The organism is Ignavibacteriales bacterium (assembly GCA_026390815.1).
Lineage (GTDB): Bacteria > Bacteroidota > Ignavibacteria > Ignavibacteriales > SURF-24 > JAPLFH01.
This window is the reverse complement of the sequence record JAPLFH010000039.1, coordinates 17,336-41,190: the sequence shown is the minus strand read 5'-3', so window position 1 is coordinate 41,190 and position 23,855 is coordinate 17,336. Positions and strand designations below refer to the sequence as shown.

Sequence of the window (23,855 nt, the reverse complement as noted above, 5' to 3'; positions counted from 1 at the left end):
CAGATTAATTCTTAAAGGAATAAGAAATGCTTGCAAATAGTCAGGTAAAGGTTTTATTGATTGAAGATGAAGAATTTGATGTTCGAAGAGTTCAGAATACTATTGCTCCATTCTCAGATCAGATTTCTATAATTAAAATTGTATCTAACGGTAAAGATGCTTTAGATCTACTAGAGGATGAAGAAATTGATCTTGATGTTGTAATTATGGATTTCCAGATAGCCGGCGGCTTAATGGGAGAAAGCTTAATTCAAAGAATTAAAGAAATTAATTCTTCAATTCAAATTATTGTAATTACCAAAATGACTATTAACATAACAGATTACAATTTTGCGAATAAACTAATTAAAGCAGGTGCGTTTTGGTACTGCACAAAATATCCCGGTGATATTGAAGAATATATTTACCAGCCAACTGATTTTATAATCAGCATTTTTAATGCTTACGAAAAATGCGTGCTTGAAAGAGAAAGATTGAAGTCTAATCAAAAATTAATGAGGAATATTAACGATGTATTAAGACAAAAAAGAATCATCGGTGAATCTCCGTTGATGGTTAAACTGCGGGAAGATATTAAAAAATATTCTCACGGTAACGTAGTTGTGCTTATTAAAGGCGCTTCCGGTACCGGTAAAGAATTAGTTGCTTATAATATTCACTACAACAGCAACAGAAAGTTTGAGAATTTTATTCCGATTAACTGTGGTAGTCTTCCTAACGAACTTGTTGAAAGTGAATTTTTTGGTTATGAAAAAGGCGCTTTTACCGGAGCGGATAAAAAGAAGTTAGGATTATTTGAAATTGCCAACAACGGTACAATTTTTTTGGATGAAATTACAGAACTACCGCTATTAGCTCAGGTAAAGTTGCTTAGAGTTATACAGGATGGTGAATTGGAAAAGATAGGTCGAACAGAAAAAATAAAAGTTGACGTTAGAATAATTGCTGCCACTAACAGAAATATTGAGGAAGAGGTTAAAGCTAAAAGATTTAGAGAAGATCTTTATTACCGGTTAAATGTTGTTCCGATTGAAGTGCCAGAGCTAAAGCAAAGACCAGCTGATATTCCACTTTTAATACAGTATTATATGGCTCAATTAAGTATTGATATGGGTAAGGAAAAACCGTTTATAGACGCCGGGGCGCAGGAAATTCTTCTCAATTATGAATGGCCTGGTAATATAAGAGAACTGATTAATGTTGTTCAACGATTTCTATTTATAGATGAAAGAATTATAACTCCACTGGTTGCACAACGGACTTTGGGTGTAACTGAAGCAGATTCTTTAGAAACGAAAAAATTTGAAGGAATAAAATTTTTAGATGATGGTGAGATAATTCCACTTAAACAGATGGAAAAAATGATTAGAGAAAAATATTTTATGTTTGTAAGAAGGAATTCAACATCGGATACTGAAGCAGCAAAAAAACTTGGCTTGGCACCACCAAATTATTATCGCATGGCAAAAGAATTGGGATTAAAATAATTTTGGGTAAATCAGATAAGTTTTAAAAATTTATTAAATGCTTTACCAAAAACCACTTAATAATTGAACAGCTTTGATAATTATTATTTTAATAAGTCGCTACTTATTAGATTGATAAGTACATGTTTTCAAATCAAATTCCAGTTGATGTTTTTATTCAAAATGAATTTATTTTGAACTGGTACTGTTATTGTAAAATTATTAGATTCCAGAACCAACAAATATATAGGGTGTAAAAGTAATGACAAGAAAATTTTTCATTATAATCACTTTAATTAACTTATTTCTTTCAACCTCATTTCTTCATTCTCAGGTAGGAACACTAAAACCAACTTTATCGCTGCCAATAAGTGATGGCGTTTTCGTTCCATATCAAAATGGTATGCCGGTTCCTTCTTTTGAAAAACAGGATCGACAGATAATTGATTTGAGAGGAATATGGAAGAAACAACGGTTCACAGCAAATCATGATTTTTCATTAGCTGAAAGAAACACTGATGGGTACAACAATATTGTTACAGAGGCGCAGGATCGTTTTACAGCAGCTTATGATGATAATACCTGGGAGGATAAAAATATTCCTGGCGTTGAAAACACAATGTACGCTTTTCCTAAAGTGCCGGAATACTATCAGGACGGAGTGTGGTATAGATACAAGTTTAACTTATCGGATTCTGTTAACGGTAAATTTATCAAACTGATTTTTTATTCTGTGAATTATATAGCAGATGTTTGGTTAAATGGAAATTACCTCGGCTATCACGAAGGAGGTTATACTCCATTTGCATTTGATGTTTCCGGCAAGTTGAATTTTAGCGGGCAAAATGTTTTGGCGGTAAGAGTTGATAATCCCGCTTGGGGAACAAGGACTGATATTGTTCCTTACCCTAAAGTTGATTGGTTTAATTATGCTGGAATTATTCACGATGTTTACCTTGAAATATCTAATCCGGTTTCTATAGTAAGAGCGGACATCGTTCCCAAAGATACTAATGGAAATATTCAAACATCAGTTACAGTTTATAATAAATCAACTATAACAAAAAATGCTGATGTAAATATTGAAGTCTTTTCTGCGGATGTTAACCCAAACAATTTAAAGACAGAAAAAGCCTCGGAACTGATTGGCAACGCTGAAAATATTAACGGTAATTCATCGGCAAATTTTGATGTATTAAAAGATTCAATTCATATTTTCAAAACAAATCTTCAGATTGAAAACCCAAAATTGTGGTCGCCTAAAAATCCCAATTTGTACGTGATGAAAATAACTCTTAAAGAAAACGGAAATGTGTTAGATGAGTTTTATACACAATTTGGAATACGAACCGTTGTCAGATCATCGGATAAAGTATTGCTAAATGGAAAAGTTGTGTTCTTTACCGGAGTTGCACGGCACGAAGATCACCCGCTTTATGGCAGAAGCATACCAATCGACACAATTTTTTCTGATCTTGAAAAAGTTAAAGATGTAAATGCAAATATGCTGCGTACCGCTCACTATCCAAACCATCTTTTCACATATCTTATAGCAGACAGGCTCGGTATAGCCATCGTTGAAGAAATTCCGGTATGGCAATTCGATTTGGCAGAAGCCTGGCAAATACAAAACAATGACCGGCATATTCATGAACAAATGTTTAAGGAAATGATTTTTAAAGATTATAACCGCCCTTCAATTTTATTCTGGAGCACTTGTAACGAATGTAATGATGTTGATAACCGGAAGGTTTTTATTCAGAAGATGTGGGCTGAATTAAATGGCAAATTTAAAGATGGCAGATTGGTTATACAGTCAGCTGCGGCGGATCGACCTGGACCGGATGATCCATCACAAGCAGTTTGCGATGTTGCGGGTTGGACACTTTACTTTGGGATTTTTTATGGATCATCCTACTTTGGCGGCACAACAAATTTCTTAGTTAATGCAAAAGCAAAAAATCCAGGTAAACCGGTTATGGATACTGAATTTGGATACTGGTCAAGTGAGGATAATTCAACATTAGATAAGCAGGTTAAAATCTTTAATGATACGTTTAACGCATTCAAAACATTTGCACCAATTTCTTCCAGTGGTAACTTTAATACAAATGGATTTTTGATGGGAACAACCTGGTGGTGTATTTTTGACTGGTATTCTCATGGGCATCCTAATGGTTTTCAGAGCATGGGTTTGTATACTATGAACAGAAGTAAATTAAAACCTGTCGGGCAAACATTAAAAGATACATATGAACCATACTTCAATCTTGGTGGTGTTGTAACAGGTATTGAAGAAACTAAAAAAAGTGAAGTTCCGAAAGAATTTAAGTTAGAACAGAATTTTCCAAATCCCTTTAATCCTGCCACAGTTATAAGCTGGCAGTTGCCAATCCGCAGTTATGTACAATTAAAAATTTTTGATATTTTGGGAAAGGAAGTAGCAACACTTGTTGATGAAGAGAGAGATGCTGGTTCTTATAACAATCAATTTTCGATAGCTAATAATCAATTGCCAAGCGGAATTTATTTTTACCAGATTAAAGCTGGTAGTTTTATTGATATAAAGAAGATAGTTTTGCTTAAGTAAAATGGATGTTTGTTTTTGGATTTAATATGTTGGAGGTTAGATTATGAATATTTTGTGAACCATCATCCTAAGCAAAACATATTGCTAAATTTATAATAATGGATTTGAGTAAATCACTCCTTAAATTTAAAACATTTCATTTGTATTCAACTAACCACTAAAAGAAAATCATTTGAATTGTATTGTTGTGTCATTGCAAAAGTCTGCTTATTAAAATAATAACCATCCAGTTATCAATTTAATAAGAACAACTTATCAATTGCATTTTCCAAAGTAAAAATCTTCTTTTATTCGATAAAAATAACTTTACTCTTTCTGGCACTTTTTGTGAGAGTAGAGGCTTGTTTAAAATCGGACAACTGTGATTAGTAATTTTTCATTACTTGATAGTTTTATTCTTTTTATATACTTAATCGTTGTATTAAGTATTGGTTTTAACTACTCTCGTAAAAGGGATAGAAATACAACCGATTATTTTCTTGCCGGAAGAAATATGGGTTGGATAGTTGTCGGCTTATCTATTTTTGCTACAAATATTTCCAGCGAGCATTTTATTGGATTGGCAGGATCGGGCGCTTCACGAGGTTTAGCTGTTGGGCAGTTTGAACTTATGGCGATCTTTATATTGATTCTTCTCGGATGGTTTCTAGCGCCGATTTTTCTAAAATCGGGAGTTATTACAATGCCGGAATTTCTGGGAGAACGGTTTGACTCGAGAAGCAGAAAATTTTTCACAATCTTTTCACTTGTAATTTATTTGTTTACAAAAATATCGGTTACTTTATTTGCTGGCGGGATACTATTCTCTAAAATTTTCGGATTAAATATTTATGCATCGGCTATAATTATAATTTTAGTTACAGGTTTATACTGTGTTATTGGTGGTGCTCATGCGGTTATGCGTACTCATGTTTTTCAGGCAATACTTTTTATATTAGCTGCAATTATACTTACACTATATGGTTTATCTGAAGTTGGTGGAATAAGCGGTTTGAAAGCAAAACTACCAAGCCACTTTTTTAATATGTTCAAACCAGCTTCCGATCCTGATTTTCCGTGGACAGGAATTATCTTTGGCGCACCGATTATTGCTTTTTGGTATTGGTGTGCCGATCAATATATAATGCAAAGGCTGCTTAGTTCTAAAAGTATAAACGATGCCCGCCGAGGATCTCTTCTGGCAGCTTTTCTAAAAATTCTGCCGGTATTTGTTTTGGTATTACCCGGTTTAATTGCTGCAATTTTATATCCGGAAATTTCCGGAGATGAAGCATACCCGGTATTGCTTGCAAGTAACTTGCTTCCCATCGGGGTTAAAGGATTTGTAGTTGCCGGCTTATTAGCAGCAATAATGTCATCACTTGCAAGTGTGTTTAACAGTATGGCGGCATTGTATACCAACGATATTTACAAACCTAAACATCTTGAAGCATCGGAAAGAGAACTAGTTCTTATAGGAAGGCTTTCTACAACCATATTTGTTGTTGTAGCAATTTTATGTGTACCGTTAGTTAAAATAATTACCAGCCAGGTCTATCTTTACTTACAGAGTTTACAAGGTTATGTTAGTCCTCCAATAACCGCAGTTTTTATTTTTGGATTAACTATGAAACGTATAACTGCTAAAGCTGCAATATGGACTTTGATAATTGGAGAGATTATTGGATTATCAAGATTTGCATTGGATATGTTGGTAAATATGGGTTATGTTCAAAATTCTTTTCTAATTGCTATTAAAGAAATAAACTTTTTACATTTTGCAATAATTTTATTTGCAATAAGTTCTTTTTTACTATTAGCCGTCAGCTTTCTATTCCAAAAACAAGAAGTATCTAAAGTACAAAAAATCAAATATTCTTTTGCAGATAGCTTTAAGGAATTTAGTTACAATTTCAATAACTCCGGTGCAGTAAGTGGATACAGAACTAACTTGCTTTTATCGGTATTTATTCTAATTATCATCCTTGGAATGTGGAGTTTGTGGTAATTTTTTAAAATAAATTAAAAGTGTTTTGCCCGATGTTAAATAATTAAAAATCTAAACAACTAAGGAGAATAAAAGTTATGAAGAAACTTTTAATGGTTCTATTCCTTTTTTCCTGTGCATCATTTATTAACGCCCAATGGATTGTAAATGGGTTTGAAAATGTTGCGGCTGATACTCTTTTCAGACATCCACCTACACCAGGTCAAGCATCAGGTGAAGGTGCATTAACGTTGACCGATCTAACCACTGGTCAATACGATGGAACTGGCGCTTTACAATGTGATTATGTTGTGCATAGTTCGGAAAGCTACGGAGGCTATACACAGCTTACCTATCAGGTTCCGCAGAGTGATTCTACTTATCTGGATTGGTCTAGTGCCAAGGCATTAAGACTTTGGTACAATGTTGTTACACCCGCAAATCCGGTTGCTTCTGTAGAATTCAGAATGCAGATTTTTGACGGTGGTGCTGGTTATTGGGATGGTGGAGGTGACCACGAAAGCTGGTATATTAATATGGGTACAGCAATGTATGATGATACACCAGGATGGAAGTCGCTTATTATACCTTTAACTGATTTAGGAAAAGGTGCACCAAATGCTACAGGATTTTCATTACCAGGATGGGCTGGAACAGAAAATAATGGAGTACTAGATCTAAACAAAGTTGGCGGATATGTTTTAGAATGGGAAACACCTGGTATTGTAAATAATGGAAAAGGAACTGGTACAATCATTTTTGATAAATTGGAATTTCTTGATACTGCTTACCCACCAGTTTCTACTTTTGATTCTACTGCAGTAAATAGTTTCTTTGCTCTTGATAATATGTCTTGGGCAGGCGCTGGTAATGATGGCATTATTGCCTTAACAGATGTTACCGATAAACCATTTGAAGGTTATTCATCACTTAAACTTGATATTAAAGTGAATAACAGTCAAAGCTGGGGCGGTTATGTAAATGCCCAGCACAGTATGCCAGATGGCACCTTTTTACCAGATTTATCTGCTAATACAGATCTTGTATTTTTTATAAAAGTCCTCACTCCTTTCACCGGTGCAGATCAACGAGTTACTATGCGCTTCTTCCTATATGATGGAAGTGTGGCAACTGAACCCTGGCAAATGACGGTTCCTGTCAATCTCTATCAAACATCTGATTGGCAGATGATCAAACTTCGTCTTGAAAGTAAAGGAGTTGGTCTTAGTGTTCTTCCAAGGGATGGTTTTACTATTCCTTCCTGGGAATCAGGTAATATCGGGGATGGAAATTTAAACTTAGATAAAATTAAATCCTGGAAAATAGAATTTTCAGGTAGTGCAGATGCTCCTTATGTTCAGGGAGAAATTTGCGAAGGTTCATTGATGGTAGATTTATTAACCCCTGAAGGATACAGATCTACAGACGTTACTGCTCCACCTCCACCAGATGGTTTGTTAGCAGTTCAGGGCACTTACTCTAACTTGGTTACCTGGAACGATGTTCCTGGTGAATCAGGTGAAATTTATAATGTTTATTATAGCGAAAATCCAATTCCTAATCCTATTCCAGATCCACTGCCTGCAGGTGTTGAAGTTGCAAAACTTGCAGTTCCAGAAGGCACTTCAGTATGGGAACAACTTTTAAGGTCTCCGAATACTGATCAATCTGTTAGCTATTATTATGCTGTTAATGCAGTTGATAAAGCAGGTAATGTTGGAGAAATCGTTCAGACTCCTCAACCAATTACAAATATGGCAAAAGGTGTTTCTACAATTTCTCTTAATGCTCCAACTTCTACTTTTGTTGCAGATGGCGATCTTAAAGAATGGGCAGGCATTACTCCAATAGTTATGTCTGTTACAGACGGTTCGGGAACAGTTGCGCCAAATACATTAATAAATGGTGATGCTGACTTAAAAGTTACTGCCTATGTAGCTGTAGATCCAACTTACTTGTATGTTGCTTTTGATATTGAAGATGATGTAGTTGTTGTTAGACCTGAATCTGAAATAGCATCTTACTTAAGCGACTGTCCGGATCTTTTTCTAGGCACATATAATTGGCATGGCGCTCCACACGGAGCTTATAAGAGAGGTGCAACACCAGATTACCATTTCCGTTTTTCAAAAAACAGATGTTTACTTGATGGAACAAATTCTGATTCATTAGTTATACCTGGAACTGCAGATTATTTTTGGGGTGAAAAGTTCCCAACTGGTTATACTGTAGAAGCAAGAATTTCCTGGGAAAATTTAGCAAAGAAACGTAATGCCGGTCAAACTAATTTTGATGATGTTTTTGTTCCACAGGAAGGAATGAGAATTCCAATTGACTTCTCTATAAACGATAATGATGATCCTGTTGGTTCAAGAGAAGGTATTATGTGCTATTCACCTAATAACAACGATCTATCCTGGGGTACTACTTCACGTTGGTTATGGACGTGGATTGGCAATAAGTGGGCTGTTGGTGTAAATGATAACAAAGCGCTTGCATATAGTTATGCATTAGATCAAAACTATCCTAACCCATTCAATCCTGCCACACAAATAAAATACTCAATTGAAAAACCAGGATTGGTTTCAATGAAGATCTATGATGTTTTAGGAAGAGAAGTAAAAGAATTAGTTAATCAGTTCCAAAGTGCTGGCGTCTATTCAGTAAACTTCGATGCAAGCAACTTATCAAGCGGAATCTATTTATATCAAATCACTTCTGGTCAATTCCAGAGTGCAAAAAAGATGATGCTTGTTAAATAATTTCCTATGAACTCCTCCTTGAAGAGGCGGTTGAAATACCGCCTCTTCGTTTTAAGGATAAATAATAATTAATATAACCTGTTCTTAATTTTGAATGAAAGTAATTATCGTTAATTGAAATATTTCTCGTTTGTAGTTTCAAATTGAATTTTAAGCAAGAAAATAATCCGGGATTATTCCCGATATATAGATTTTAATTATTATATAATTTCGTTTAAGATGAACATTAAAATGGAGGTATAAGTTGAGATCCTCTGTACAAAATTTCAGAGTATTAAAATTATTTCTTTATTTAGTTTTCCTTTTTCCAATAATTACATATGCGGGAACAACCGGCAAACTTTCCGGAAAAATACTTGATGAAAACAAGGAACCAGTTGTTGGCGCAAATATAATTATAGAAGGAACTTATTTAGGTGCGGCAGCAGATATTGATGGGTATTATTATATTAATAATATACCACCCGGAGAATATAGAGCAATCGTTACGGCTGTCGGTTTCCAAAAAACAATTGTGGAAAATGTTGTTATTAAAATTGATTTAACAACCAAGCTGGACGTTTCCTTAAATTCTACTTCTGTTACTATGAAACAGGAAGTTATTGTTAGAGCTGAACGTCCTTTAGTTCAAAAAGATTTAACTTCAACATCAGTAACTATTTCTGCAAGTGATATAAAAATGATGCCGGTAGAAAGCGTGGGACAGATTGTTAATCTGCAGGCTGGTGTTATGGATGGTCACTTCAGAGGCGGTCGTTCCAATGAAGTTTCTTACCTTGTTGATGGTGTTTCAGTTACTGACGCTTTTGATAACAGCTTCGTTCTTCAGGTAGAAAACTCATCAATCCGGCAGATGGAAGTAATTAGCGGTACCTTTAATGCTGAATATGGGCAGGCAATGTCCGGTATTGTAAATATTGTTACACAGGATGGTTCGCAAAAATTTGAAGGTTCTGTTAACGGATATGTTGGTAATTATGTTACTTCTCATACCGATCTTTTTCAGAACCTTGATAAGGTTGCCCGTGTACCCACTAAAAATCTACAATTCAGTTTTAGCGGACCGGTTCAACCTGTAAGCAATTTATTTTTCTTTTTAACAGGGCGTTACTATGAAAACGAGGGCTACCTGTATGGTAAAAGAGTTTATAATATTACAGATATTGCTCCTATCCAACTTCCTAATAATGAATACATTCCGATTGCAACAGGAGATGGTAAATATGTATCGATGAATCCAGATAAAAAATTATCATTCAACGGAAAACTTTCTTACGCTCTTCCTTCATTAAAATTAAGCTATAGTATTTTTTGGGATAATAATTATAACAAAGGTTACGACCATTATTATTCCTGGACTCCTGACGGTAAAATGGCTCATCACAGAACCGACTTAATACATAATTTTCAGATTTCATTTTTTCCTTCACAAAGTACTTTCCAAACTCTCAAGTTTTCATCTGCTTTGTACAAATATTGGGGAAACAGATATGATGATCCATACGATCCAAGATATGTGGATCCACGGCAGGGACTCGCTCTTAGTGGTTACACTTTTAGATCCGGTGGTAATGAAGGAAACAGATATGAAAGAAATACTTCAACCAATATTATACAATGGGCATTGTCTTCACAAATTTCCAAAGAGCATAAGATTGGTATTGGCGCAGAATACAGAGCACACAAAATTTTTAACCACAGCAACGATTTAATTAATGTGGGAATAGCCGATACAAATGGATACGTTGCTTTTAAACCAGGTTATCCAAATCTTGGTACAATTACAGATGTAGGAAGCAATATTCTTTATGTAAGAAAACCGAATGAATTTTCTGCCTATGTGCAAGATAAAATGGAATATGATATTATGATAATCAACGCAGGTGTTCGCCTGGATTATTTTGATCCAAGCGCACAAGTGCCAGTTGATTTGAAAAACGTAGATAGAAATACAAACTTTTACGGAACAGATGCTGGCGGAAATCTTATTATGAAAGAAGCCACAAAAAAATGGCAGGTTAGTCCCCGTTTAGGTGCGTCATTCCCTATTACAGATCAAGGAATTATAAGATTTTCATATGGACATTTCTTTCAAATTCCTTCCTTTGATAATCTTTATACAAATCCTGATTATTTTGTTCCGCAAGGGCAAGATCAGTTAAGCTCAATAATCGGAAATCCTGATCTCAAACCGCAAAAAACAGTTCAATATGAAATTGGTTTACAACAGGTTTTATTTCAAAATCTTGCACTGGATGTTACCATGTATTACAGAGACATAAGAAACTTACTGGGTATGGAAATTATTAGAACTTATGATGCTGTAAGATATGCAAGATATATTAACAGAGATTACGGAAACGTAAGAGGATTTATTGTTACGGTGGATAAACGTTTTTCTGATTATTTTGGTTTTAAATTGGATTATACATTCCAGATAGCTGAAGGTAATTCTTCAGATCCTAATACGGTTTTTAATAATAATCAAACAGATCCTCCAATTGAAGAAACAAAAGTTGTAGTTCCACTAAACTGGGATCAAAGAAATACGCTTAACGCTTCTGTTACAGTTGGCGAACCTGGCGATTGGACGATTGGATTGATTTTCCAATATGGAAGCGGCACTCCTTATACAGAAGATGTTAGAATTTCGAAAGGAGTACGGTTTGAAAATGGTGGAACCAGACCTGAGTTTTACAATCTTGATCTTCGCGCCGAAAAAGTATTTAAGATTGCCGGAATAGACATTAATACATTCTTGCTGGTTTATAATATTCTGGATATTAAAAATGAATACGGGGTTTATGGAACAACCGGCAGAGCTAATTCAGATTTAGGTTACAGGTTTAGTCCGGTTAATGTAATTGGCTTAAATACAATTGAACAATATGTCAAAGACCCATCCTTTTATTCAACACCAAGAGAAATTCGTGTTGGGTTCGGATTCGGATTTTAGATACTTTTGATTTGGAGAAAAAAATGACAAAAAAATATTTAATACTTTTTTTATTATTCTTAATCAGCTCCTCTTTCTATACACAAACAGATAACCTAACAAGGTTCTACCGCAATGAACCGAAAGGTGACATCCAATATAGAAGAGAAAGCATTATGAATGGTAACCGCGTTAGAACTTTATTTGACAATGTTGGTCAGATTGGTCATTGGCCCAACCAACCTTCCGGAGAATGGCCAAGCGGATCAGGACATTCCTACGAAGATGGAATTTGCGTTCTTATTGCCGCAGAAGTTACTGCACCTGGAACAGGACAAAAAATTCACCCGCTGGAAACTTATTACAGAGAATGGGTTGATAAAGATCCCGTAACCGGCGCACTTTGGACTTTAACACCGGTGCCGGGATATGCAAATCCGCAATCAATAAAACCGGCTATTAGTGGCGATCCAAAATCCTGGCCTTTGTATTGGCCCGATAAAATGACCGATCTTAATGACCCGGGATGGGCAGGTAAATGGAGCGGTTATTTTGGTAAAGGAATAACTAATTCGGATTTTGAAACATTTTTTATAATGGATGATTCAAAAGATAAAGAATTCACACGTCTTCCTTTTTTATTTTTCCCTATCGCTGCGGATTCTGATAGGGGCGGTTTAGGAATACGCGTTGAAACAAGAGGTTTTCAATGGTCTCACGTACTTGCTGAAAATCTTATTTTCTGGCATTTTGATATAATTAACATTTCTGATAATGATTATAGTAACGCTTCTTTCGGACTTTATACTGATCCCGGTGTTGGCGGAACTAATGACTCCGGTGATGACTGTGCTTCATTCGATACAAAATTGGATATTGCCTATGCATTTGATGGTAATGGCAAAGGATTACCGGATGGATGGGCTACAGGTATGTATGGTTATGCATATCTTGAAAGTCCTGGCAATGGATCTAATGGAAAGGACGATGATGAAGATGGACTTGTTGATGAGAGAAGAGATGATGGTATTGATAATGACCATGATTGGATAGGCTTTTCCGATTTGAACGGTGATGGTAAATGGAATCCAGAATTACACGAACCGCTTAATGATGATGTTGGTTTAGACGGAATTGGACCACTTGATGAAGGCTATACCTTACCAGATCAGGGCGAAGGTGATGGATTACCCACAAGTGGTGCATACCCTGTTGCCACTGAATTCCCCGGCGAACCGAATGTTGATAAAACCGATAAAGACGAATCTGATCAGATCGGTTTGACAGCAGTTTCAATTTACAGGTTAGGCGATGGTGGTGTTGGCGGCGGCTGGCCAAAAGATGATGAAACTATGTGGATGAAAATGGTTGCCGGTACGTTCGATACTTCTCTTCAAAATTCAAATATTAGCATGGTATTTGCCTCCGGACCATTTCCTCTTTTTAAGAATAAAAGAGAAAGATTCTCGATGGCATTAATGTTTGGCAATAACCTGGAAGATCTTATTTTTAATAAGGAAACTGTTCAACAAATTTACAATGCTAATTATAATTTTTCCAAACCGCCAAGCAAACCAAAATTAACCGCAGTACCTGGAGACGGGGCTGTTTATCTGTTCTGGGATAATAAGGCTGAAGCATCCGTAGATAAATTCCTTGGTTACCAGGATGGAGACCCAACAAAAGGATATAAAAAAGATTTTGAAGGATACTTAATTTACAAAAGCACAGAATCAGCTTTTAATGATGCTAAAATTATTACTGATTCAAAAGGTAATCCAAAATATTGGAAACCTCTTGCCCAGTTTGATTTAAAAGATGGAATTAAAGGTCCCGATCCTGTTGGTATTAATGGTGCAAGATTTTGGCGCGGTGAAGATAACAGTTTACAACACAGTTTTAAAGATACTCTTGTTAATAATGGGCAGCGTTATTATTATGCACTCGTTTCCTATGATATGGGAGATCCTAATTATGGTACTAAGGGTTTACAACCTACCGAATGCACAAAAATAATTAACGAAGACTTTGCTGGTACCATACAATTTATTGACATAAACTGTGCAGTAATAACACCAAATGCTCCTGCAACCGGTTATGTACCGGCAGGGTTGCAAAATCCTGAAAGTGTTAAACGGGTAGAACAGGGACTTGGAACCGGAAATATTAAATTAGATATCCTTGATCCGGCACAAATACTTGCCGAAGCTAATTATAAAGTTACTTTTAATTCTACCGGGGAAATGCCTAAATACAAAACCAGTACTTTTGAAATACATCGGATGCTTAATGGAAAAGATTCTGTTCTTATTGCAGGGCTGGATACTTCTAATATTGGTTCTGGCAGACCGACTCCTGTTTTTGATGGTATGTCTGTAACTGTTAATAACGATACAACTATACTTCCAATACCGGATAAAACAAACTGGATAGTAGGAAAGAGTAACATCAATTTAGTTATTACCGCTGATAATACAAGCAGAGGCATGCCGTGGCCAAACGATTACCAGATCGAATTTTTCGATACACCACAAGATACAGGATTTATTAATGCACCTGCGCAGCTTTTTATTAAAATGCCGGTCAACTTAAAAATAACTAACCTGTATACCGGAAAGAAAAACAAGATTGCCATTAAAGATATGGATGGAACCGGTACTTTAACTTTTGGGGATGAGATTCAGATACTGGAATTTATCGGTACACAAACAGTTGGTAATTCCAGGATTGCATGGAAAGTAGGGTATAACCGTCCGGCAGATCCCGGTGCTGCTGTTGTTGAACCTGTATTAGGAGATAAGTTTCAAATTAAAATTTCCAAACAATTTTTAACTGGGGATTATTTCTCCTTTGCATTAAAAGCTCCTTCGGTAGATAATGCAATAGCAAAAACTCAACTTTCCAACATTAGTGTTGTCCCTAATCCTTATTTAGGTGCTGCAATATGGGAAAGAAAAAATCTTAACTCAACAGGCAGAGGAGAACGTAAAATTGATTTTATTAATCTGCCTGATAATTGCACAATAAGGATTTACACTATGGCAGGTGCTTTAATAAAAACGCTTCGGAGAGGATACACCGGAGTTTTCAATAACATTCCGGCTATAAGGAATGATAAAGAATCCAACTCTCTTGATGGCGCTCTTTCCTGGAATCTTGTTTCAGAAGACGGGATGGATGTTGCCTATGGTGTATATATCTATCACGTCGATGCTCCTGGAATCGGTGAACACATCGGCAAATTTGCGGTAATAAAGTAAAGGAGATTAACAATGAAAAATAAATTATATATTACCATAGTTTTAATTTTCTTCACTACATCTGCAGCATTTGCCCAGCTTTTTGTTACAGATGTTTCAAAGAAAGGTACAACAGCGGCTCCATTCCTATCAATTGCACAGGGAGCCAGAGCCACTGCTATGGGTGGCGCATTTGTAAGTGTTTCTGATGACCAGAGTGCTATCTATTGGAACCCGGCAGGGCTTGCAAAGACATCTGGTATTGGAGTAATTTTTGACCACACCAGCTGGCTTGCTGATGTAAGCTATAACTTCCTTGCAGCTTCTTATAACCTTGGTGATATGGGTGTACTTGGATTTAGTTTTACAACATCCGATTACGGTGATATGAAAGTAACCACCATAGAAGAACCAAACGGCACCGGAGAATCATTCACTGCGCGGGATGCTGCTTTCAGTCTGGCGTATGCTCTTAATCTAACAGATAATTTTGCAATTGGATTTAATCCAAAATTTGTTTACCAATCCTTGTGGAAAATGAGTGCAATGGCTGTGGCATTAGATGTTGGTGTTCAATACAGAACTCCATTTGCCGGAATTATATTGGCAGCGGCAGTTTCTAACTTTGGAACAAAGATGAAGCTTACCGGAGAATCAAATTTAATTTTAGTTGATCTTGATACCCGGAATGGTGGTAATAATGATAAAATTCCTGCGTATTTACAGACTAATGAATGGGCGTTACCGCTTAACTTCAGAGTCGGTTTGGGATATACTGCCGAATTCAATGATCAAAATAAACTAACTCTTGCAATTGATGCAATGCATCCAAGCGATAATTATGAAAGCATTAATGTTGGTGCGGAATATTGGTTTATGAATTTAATTGCTCTTAGAGGCGGATATAATTCAATGTTTCTAAAGAATTCTGAAGCAACATTTGCTGTTGGTCTTGGTATTAAACAGCAATTGCTTGGAAATTTTGGAATCCGGTTCGATTACGCATACCAGGATTTTGGAAGGTTGAAAAATATCCAGAAGTTCACTTTAGGATTGAATTTTTAAAATAGATTCAAAATAATTTATTCTGATTTAGAGGCACGCCAAAGCGTGTCTCTATTATTTTAGGACTGATTTAATAATCAATTTTAACAAGATTTTTCTTATGAAAACGAAGTTTGTAATATTATTATTGATAGCGATGAGTTTATCACTTCCCGCAAAAAATGTTTTATTAAACCAGGTTGGTTACTTACCTAAAACAGCCAAGTATTTATTCGTTACCAATTCGGCTGATAGTTTTTACATTCACGATTCCCAATCAAAACAAATTCTGTATAGCGGAGCATTAAGTTTGTGGGCGTTGAATGATGAATCTACTGGTTTAACAATTTATAAAGGGGATTTTTCTTCATTCAAACAAACCGGAAAATATTTTATTACAACTGATCAAAATGATTCTTCCTCATCATTTTCAATTTCCGATACTGTATTTAATGATGCTTACCACAAATCACTTAAAGGATTCTACTATCAAAGATGCGGAGCAATATTGGCTGGCGCAAATGCCGGGCTTTATTATCACACTTCTTGTCATACAACTGATGGAGTTTATCACACTTCAACTGGGCAAAGCGGATACCGTAATACTTCCGGCGGCTGGCATGACGCAGGTGATTATGGTAAGTATGTTGTTAATGCTGGTGTAAGCGTTGGAACACTGTTGATGGCTTATGAGTATTTTCCGGATCGCTTTAATCAAGATGATTTGAATATTCCTGAAAGCAAAAACAACATTCCAGATATACTGGATGAATCCCGTTATGAATTGAATTGGTTATTAAAAATGCAGAATGCAGATGGTGGAGTTTTTGCAAAACTTACTAAAAAGAATTTTGAAGGATTCATAATGCCTAATTATGATTCCGGAACCAGATACGTTTATGAAGTTGCCAGCACAGCTACGGCGGACTTTGCAGCCATGCTTGCAAGAGCATACAGGATTTATAAAAACTTCGATCCCGCTTTTTCAGATCAGTGTCTTACAGCAGCTGTAAATGCCTGGGCATTTTTAGAAGCACATTCATCAATCGTTCCTTCCGGCGGATTTAGAAATCCTTCAGATACTTTTACCGGAGAGTATGGAGACGGTAATGATAAAGATGAAAGATTATGGGCTGCAGCGGAATTATTTGTATCTACTGGCGAGGAGAAATATCATTCATACTTTAAAACGCATTATGCAGAAAGTGGATTATTTACAAGTTCAATGAGTTGGGCAAACCTAAGACCGATGGCGCATCTTACTTATCTTTTCGGCAGTAATCCGACTATTGATAAAGGGATACAAAATTCTCTTTTGCAGGCTTTAAAAAATTATTGCAATGAATTAGTAACGCGAAAAAATTCCAATGGTCTCCACGTTGTGCTGAATTCAAATGAGTACAACTGGGGTTGCAATTCCGATGTATTAAATAAAGCTATTTTGCTTATAGCGGGTTACACATTAACAAAAACAGAATCATATTTTGAAACAGCACTGGATCAACTAAATTACATTTATGGTTCTAATGCAATTGATATTTCTTTTGTAACAGGTACCGGAACAAGGTTTCCTATGAATCCCCATCATCGCCCTTCAGCATCAGATGGAATTAAAAATCCAGTTCCAGGTTTACTTGCTGGTGGACCAAACAGTGGTTTGCAGGATGACATTTTGAAAGCATATTTCACCAGTTCAACACCACCGGCATTATGCTATATAGATAACCAGGGGAGTTATGCTTCTAATGAAATTTGCATTAACTGGAATGCTCCGCTGGTATTTGTTTCGGGTTATTTCAATGGTGAAAGCGAACAAACCGGCTTAGGAAAATTAGAGGAGTTTATTCCTTCAGAAATTCGATTAGAACAAAATTATCCTAATCCCTTCAACGGTTCAACGGTCATTCGTTTTTATTTGCCTGCCGAAGAAAAAATAATGATCAATATTTTTGATTCGCTTGGGAATATCATCCGTTCACAAAATTTAGGTTATGGTAAAAAGGGAGAAAACTTTTATTTGTGGGATGCAAATGATTCAAATGGTAAAAGTATTTCTACGGGAGTATATTTTTACCAGATAAATAGCAGTTCAAATTCAATAACCAAAAAATTAATTGTCCTGAAATAAAATCCCAGACAAACAATTCTTTTTAAAGATCCTAAAGATACTTTGCCAGAACTATGATCAAATACATTTTTAATATAATCATGATTTTTATATTCTGTCAGGTTATAGTTCAAGCGCAATTCAGTTATATCAAATTTGAAAAATTCAATATTAACAATGGGCTCTCTAACAACTCCATCAATTGTATTACGCAATCATCAGATGGTTATTTGTGGATTGCCACCAAAGACGGCTTGAACCGGTATGATGGTCAATCATTTAAAATATTTAAAAACAATCCTTCGGATCCAAACTCACTTCCTGAAAATTATATTATGTATTTACTGGAAAGTAAGGATGGAGTTTTGTGGGTTGGAACCTGGGGTAGAGGTTTGTGCAAATACGATCCAGTTCATGAATCCTTCATTAAAATAAACAAACCCGAAGAAGATCTTTACATTCAATGTATTTTTGAAGACCACTTGAAAAATATTTGGTTTGGAACAACAACTAATGGATTGAATAAATTAAATCCAAAATCCCGGAACATTACAACATATAATAAAGATTCTATAAACGGATTTTCCTTTCCAGACAACAACATTATGGAATTAGCGGAGGATGATCAAAACAATCTTTGGGTTGGAACGTGGGGCAGCGGACTTATAAAATTTAATCCTGTTAATGGACAAACAGTTCAATATACTCACCAACAAAGCAATCCAAATTCTTTGTCAAATAACAGAATCTGGTACATTTCTAAAACTTTTGATCATTCATTACTAATTAGTACAGATAGCGGTCTGGATTTAATTAATATTAATTCCAATACAATTACTCACAATCCGAATATTCCATCCTCCAATAGAAATCTTTTATCAACTGCTATCAGACAAACTTTGGTTGATCATAAAAATAGAACATGGATTGGGAGTTATAACTATAGCGGACTTTTCTTATTAGAAAATGATACGTTAGGCAAATTACATTTCACTCATTTTTATAATGAAGATGATAATACTCCTTCATTGGTGTGTAATAGAATCCGCTGGTTATATGAAGATCATCAAAAGAACATTTGGATTGGAACTGAAGATGGATTAAATAAATTACTGATGACAAAATCTTTCAATCAATACAGATATATGCCTCTAAAAAAACCGGGACTCGGCGGAAGAGTTGTTAGTGGTATAATTGAAGGAAGAAATAAAAAATTGTGGATAAGCTATGGCGGCGGTGGCTTTGATTGTATAGATCCTAAGACAAACAATATTCGTCATTTTGGATTTGATCATACCAACACCAACAGCCTAAGCGCTGATGATGTTGTTGCTATTTATGAAGATAAAAATGGAATAATTTGGATCGGTACAAGCAATAATGGTCTAAATCGTTATGACCCGGTTACAAACAGATTTAAACACTACATAAACATTCCTGGAAATTCTTTATCACTAAGATCAAATTGGATTCAGCAAATATTAGAAACAAGCAATGGGTTATTCTTAATAGGTTCTAACGAAGCATTACAGATTTTTGATACCAAGAAAGAAATATTTCTTCCATTTGATCCTGAAATAAAAAATAGTGCAGATCGATTTCCCAAAGCAATATCTGTTAATGCACTTTTTGAGGATAGGGAAAAGAACATTTGGATTGGAACGTGGCTGGATGGTCTTTACAGGTATGATCCAAATATTAAAAGATTATTTCATTATTTACCGCAAACAAATAATGATAATTCTATTAGCGGAAATAAAGTATCCTGTGTTTTCCAGGATAAACAAGGAATTATTTGGATAGGAACATTTAGTGGTGGACTAAATAAATTTGAAAAATCCACAGGAAAATTTAAACATTATACAACATTAAACGGGCTTCCGAACGATGTGGTTTTTGGAATAATGGAAGATAACCATAATGATCTTTGGATTAGCACGATGAAAGGTTTGGCAAAGTTTAATCAAACTAGCGGATCTTTTAGAATTTATGATGAAAATGATGGATTAATTAATAATCAATTCAACTGGCATTCTTACTTTAAGAATAGAGAAGGAACAATGTTCTTTGGTGGAATAGATGGTTTTATATCATTTGTCCCTGATTCAATTAAAATTGATCCGGTAGGTCCGCCGGTAGTTCTGGCTTCATTTAAAGTTTTTGATGTTGAAACACCATTACCAAATTCTCTTTTAACTACAAATGAAATTGTATTAAAGTATAATCAAAATTTCTTCTCAATTGATTTTAATGCACTCGATCTGATGCCGGTTTACAAACATAAATTTGCTTACAAGCTTGAGGGGATTGACCCTGATTGGGTAAATGCAGGAACAAGAACAACAGCTTATTACACAGATATACGGCAGGGACAATACCGCTTTTTTGTAATGGCAACCAATGCAGATGGAATTTGGGGGAAACCAAAAATATTAAAAATTATAATCTTACCAGCCTGGTGGAATACCTGGTGGTTCAAGATATTAGTTCTCATTATTTTGCTGGTTATCGGCGTCATCGGATATCGTTATAGAATCAATCAGCTTTTAAAAATAGAAAGAATAAGATTTAATATTGCAAGCGATCTTCATGATGAAATCGGAAGTAATTTAAGCAGTATAAGTGTGGATAGCCAAACGCTTATGCAAAGTAATTTATTAAACAAGACAGAACATGAGCTTTCCTCTGATATAAGTAAAACTGCTAAAGAAACAGTTGAGGCAATGAGAGATATTATTTGGTTCATCAATCCAAGGAACGATGTAAGTGAAGATATTATTTTCAAGATGAAAGAAACTGCAGCAAAAATCTTATCAAACCTGGAATGGTCTTTTAATGCTTCAACCGGAATTAACCTTGAAGCTTTTAATCTTGAAATTAGAAGGAACATTTTTCTGATGTATAAAGAGGCTCTTACAAATGTAATAAGACATGCCAATGCAACAAAATGCTCTGTTGAATTGTCAGGAGATTCAAAGAATTTTCAGTTGTTAATAAATGATAATGGAAAAGGATTTAATATTGATACTGTTAAAGGAAACAATGGACTAAAAAACATGAAAAGACGCGCTGAAAAAATGAATGCTAAACTTTTTATTTTATCCGAAGAAGAAAAGGGTACTTCCATCAAATTGCAAATCCATTCATAGGAATAATTTCTTTTTAAATGACACAAACGTGGTATGGCTGCAATTTTTATTTATCATTACATTTGAATTAATAATTACACCAAAAGGTAAAAGTGAGTTCAGAAAATTCGACAGCGCAAATAGATATTTGGATAATTGAAGATAACCTGCGGTATAGAAAAACATTGGCAGGATTAATTGATCGGACACCAGGAATGAAATGTTCTCATTCCTTTCCTTCGTGTGAAGATGCACTTGAATTATTAACACAAAAGAATAGTCCTGAAATAATTTTACTTGATATTGGGCTTCCTGGTATGAGTGGAATTATGGGTATTGAAAAATTTAAAGCTATTTCACCATCGGCTCAAATTTTAATTCTTACTGTTTATGATGATAACGATAATGTTTTTGATGCATTATGCGCAGGAGCTTCCGGATATTTGCTAAAAGATTCATCTCCGGAAAAAATAATTGACTCTATAAAAGAAGTTTTGGCAGGCGGGGCTCCGATGAATATGAAGATTGCTCATAAAGTTTTGGAAATGTTTGCACGCTTGAAACCAAAGAAAAACGACTATGGACTAACTGAGCGGGAAAAAGAAATTCTGCAGTATATTATCTCCGGTATAACAAAACAACAAATAGCAGATAAAATATTTTTAAGTTTTCATACCGTTAACACACACGTTAAAAACATATATAAAAAACTTCACGTAAATACACAGGCTGGGGTAATTTCAAAAGTCTATAAAGAAAATTTATTGTTTATTTAATTTTAATTACACGTGCAACTGGCAATCGCCCCAAGTTAAAAAACAATTTACTTTTCAAATATGCTTCCGGAAACTCAAGTAATTTGTAAGATACCATGAACATGCGATTGTGGTATATAAAGTAAAAATTTAATTTTCTACGCAGCCAATAATCATCCATGTTTAAATTTGCAAGAGGTTTTGAAATGATCAGGAATAATGTAAAATCATTATTAATAATTCCAATATTTATTTTTATTCTAATATCCAAATTGAATGGAACTACAATAACTGCAGACAACCCAAATTTTCAGTTTAATGGAAGAATTAACTTTGCTGTACCGGATAAACCTGTGATTTATTGGCCTGGAACATATATTAAAGCTAATTTTGAAGGCACTTCAATCGCTGTTTTATTAAATGATTCCACCGGTCAATCCTTTTATAATGTTTTTATTGATGAAGATTATGAACATCCATATCTAATTGATTGCAAAGCAGGAATTAACAGCTATGCTATTTCAACAACGCTTACAGATACAGTTCATAGCCTTCTTATTTTTCGCCGTACTGAAGCATCTACCGGCTCTACAAAATTTTTAGGAATTGAAATTGGTGATGGGAAAACACTCCACGAACCACCGGCGAGACATGAACGAAAAATATTATTTTATGGAGATTCTATTACTTGCGGTATGGGAAATGAAGCACCGGATTCTTATGCCGATGATAACCTGAAATATGAAAACAATTTTTTGGCGTATGGTGCAGTAGCTTCGCGTTTATTGAATGCTGAATATATGTGTATTGCAAAAAGCGGCATTGGTATTATGATCAGTTGGTTTAATATGGTTATGTCTCAATATTATTATCGTTTGGATCCAGAAAAGCCAGACAGTAATTGGGATTTTAGTCAATTCATTCCGGATGTTGTTGTAATAAATCTTTTTCAGAATGATAGTTGGCTTACTTACAAATTGAATCCTGTTCCGGATTCAACTCAAATTACTAAAGCATATGCAGATTTTGTTCGGGAAATCAGAAACCATCATCCAAATGCTTTTATAGTTTGTACATTAGGTAGTATGGATGCTACAAAAACTGGTTCACGTTGGCCCGGGTATATTAAAAATGCTGTGGAAAATTTGCGGGTTGAAGATAATGATTCAAATATTGGTACATATTTTTTCCCATTTAGTTCAACCTGGACTAAGCATCCACGCATACGCCATCATAAGGAAATGGGACAAAACCTTGCAGCTTATATTACTGAAAAAACAGGATGGCTTAGTGATGTAGAAAATAGTTATGTTGCACAAGCACCTACTAATTTTCAACTTATACAAAATTATCCAAATCCTTTTAACCCATCTACAACAATTGAATATTTAATTGCTAAACCCGGTAAGGTAAAAATAGTTATTTATAATGCATTAGGATCTGAGATCCAAACGATTGTTAATGAGTACAAAAGCGCCGGGAGTTATAAAGAAGTTTTTAATGCTAAAAATTTATCTTCTGGAATTTATTATTATCAATTAATCTGTGAAAATAATATCCAGACAAAACCTATGGTATTGTTAAAATAAGAAACAACATATAAAAAGTTTTACAATCCGATTGCTTTTCATAAGGTTATTTGTCTAATCCTTAAGTTGTGTTTGTAAAAAAAATCGCTGAGCTTGCGATAATTTGTTTTAAAAAGAAATGACTTTGGAATTAGAAACAATTTAATAATTCTCTATAAGCCCCAAAAAGAAGATAAAGCAAAATTCCAATCCACTAATTTGGAATCAAACAAATCTCGCATTCCAATTTTATTTAATATCAGACTGCTGGCTTAAGAGTTATTACACCGCCATT

At 35.0% G+C, this 23,855-nt stretch carries 11 protein-coding genes; all 11 read left to right on the top strand.

The window, feature by feature from the left end; all coding sequences use genetic code 11:
- Positions 1-26 precede the first annotated feature (26 nt).
- On the top strand, positions 27-1,487 hold the full coding sequence (locus NTX22_12015; GenBank protein ID MCX6151245.1) for a sigma-54 dependent transcriptional regulator: 1,461 nt from the start codon (positions 27-29) through the stop codon (positions 1,485-1,487).
- Positions 1,488-1,728: 241 nt separating this feature from the next.
- A complete protein-coding gene (locus NTX22_12010; protein ID MCX6151244.1) occupies positions 1,729-4,056 on the top strand; it encodes a T9SS type A sorting domain-containing protein in 2,328 nt (775 codons plus the stop codon).
- Positions 4,057-4,417: 361 nt separating this feature from the next.
- Complete coding sequence (locus NTX22_12005) at positions 4,418-6,043, top strand: sodium:solute symporter (protein MCX6151243.1); 1,626 nt, start codon at positions 4,418-4,420, stop codon at positions 6,041-6,043.
- Positions 6,044-6,120: 77 nt separating this feature from the next.
- On the top strand, positions 6,121-8,784 hold the full coding sequence (locus NTX22_12000) for a T9SS type A sorting domain-containing protein (protein MCX6151242.1): 2,664 nt from the start codon (positions 6,121-6,123) through the stop codon (positions 8,782-8,784).
- A 244-nt stretch (positions 8,785-9,028) separates the two neighbouring features.
- Positions 9,029-11,740, top strand: a complete 2,712-nt coding sequence (locus tag NTX22_11995; GenBank protein ID MCX6151241.1) for a TonB-dependent receptor — start codon at positions 9,029-9,031, stop codon at positions 11,738-11,740.
- Between the two features lie 23 nt (positions 11,741-11,763).
- Positions 11,764-14,979: a hypothetical protein gene (locus NTX22_11990; protein ID MCX6151240.1), complete on the top strand. Its 3,216-nt coding sequence runs from the start codon at positions 11,764-11,766 to the stop codon at positions 14,977-14,979.
- A 12-nt stretch (positions 14,980-14,991) separates the two neighbouring features.
- On the top strand, positions 14,992-16,023 hold the full coding sequence (locus NTX22_11985; protein MCX6151239.1) for a PorV/PorQ family protein: 1,032 nt from the start codon (positions 14,992-14,994) through the stop codon (positions 16,021-16,023).
- A 100-nt stretch (positions 16,024-16,123) separates the two neighbouring features.
- Positions 16,124-18,130: a glycoside hydrolase family 9 protein gene (locus tag NTX22_11980; protein ID MCX6151238.1), complete on the top strand. Its 2,007-nt coding sequence runs from the start codon at positions 16,124-16,126 to the stop codon at positions 18,128-18,130.
- Positions 18,131-18,183: 53 nt separating this feature from the next.
- On the top strand, positions 18,184-21,258 hold the full coding sequence (locus NTX22_11975; protein ID MCX6151237.1) for a triple tyrosine motif-containing protein: 3,075 nt from the start codon (positions 18,184-18,186) through the stop codon (positions 21,256-21,258).
- A 92-nt stretch (positions 21,259-21,350) separates the two neighbouring features.
- Positions 21,351-22,013 carry a response regulator transcription factor gene (locus NTX22_11970; GenBank protein MCX6151236.1) on the top strand — a complete coding sequence of 221 codons (663 nt, stop codon included), beginning with the start codon at positions 21,351-21,353 and terminating at the stop codon, positions 22,011-22,013.
- Positions 22,014-22,198: 185 nt separating this feature from the next.
- Positions 22,199-23,581, top strand: a complete 1,383-nt coding sequence (locus NTX22_11965; GenBank protein MCX6151235.1) for a T9SS type A sorting domain-containing protein — start codon at positions 22,199-22,201, stop codon at positions 23,579-23,581.
- The last annotated feature ends 274 nt before the right edge of the window (positions 23,582-23,855 follow it).

Bases quoted from the DNA above. Each gene is read 5' to 3' on its own strand.
- NTX22_12010 (MCX6151244.1), top strand. From the start codon at position 1,729: ATGACAAGAAAATTTTTCATTATAATCACTTTAATTAACTTATTTCTT.
- NTX22_11975 (MCX6151237.1), top strand. From the start codon at position 18,184: ATGATCAAATACATTTTTAATATAATCATGATTTTTATATTCTGTCAG.
- NTX22_11990 (MCX6151240.1), top strand. From the start codon at position 11,764: ATGACAAAAAAATATTTAATACTTTTTTTATTATTCTTAATCAGCTCC.
- NTX22_11965 (MCX6151235.1), top strand. From the start codon at position 22,199: ATGATCAGGAATAATGTAAAATCATTATTAATAATTCCAATATTTATT.
- NTX22_11980 (MCX6151238.1), top strand. From the start codon at position 16,124: ATGAAAACGAAGTTTGTAATATTATTATTGATAGCGATGAGTTTATCA.
- NTX22_11985 (MCX6151239.1), top strand. From the start codon at position 14,992: ATGAAAAATAAATTATATATTACCATAGTTTTAATTTTCTTCACTACA.
- NTX22_12015 (MCX6151245.1), top strand. From the start codon at position 27: ATGCTTGCAAATAGTCAGGTAAAGGTTTTATTGATTGAAGATGAAGAA.
- NTX22_12000 (MCX6151242.1), top strand. From the start codon at position 6,121: ATGAAGAAACTTTTAATGGTTCTATTCCTTTTTTCCTGTGCATCATTT.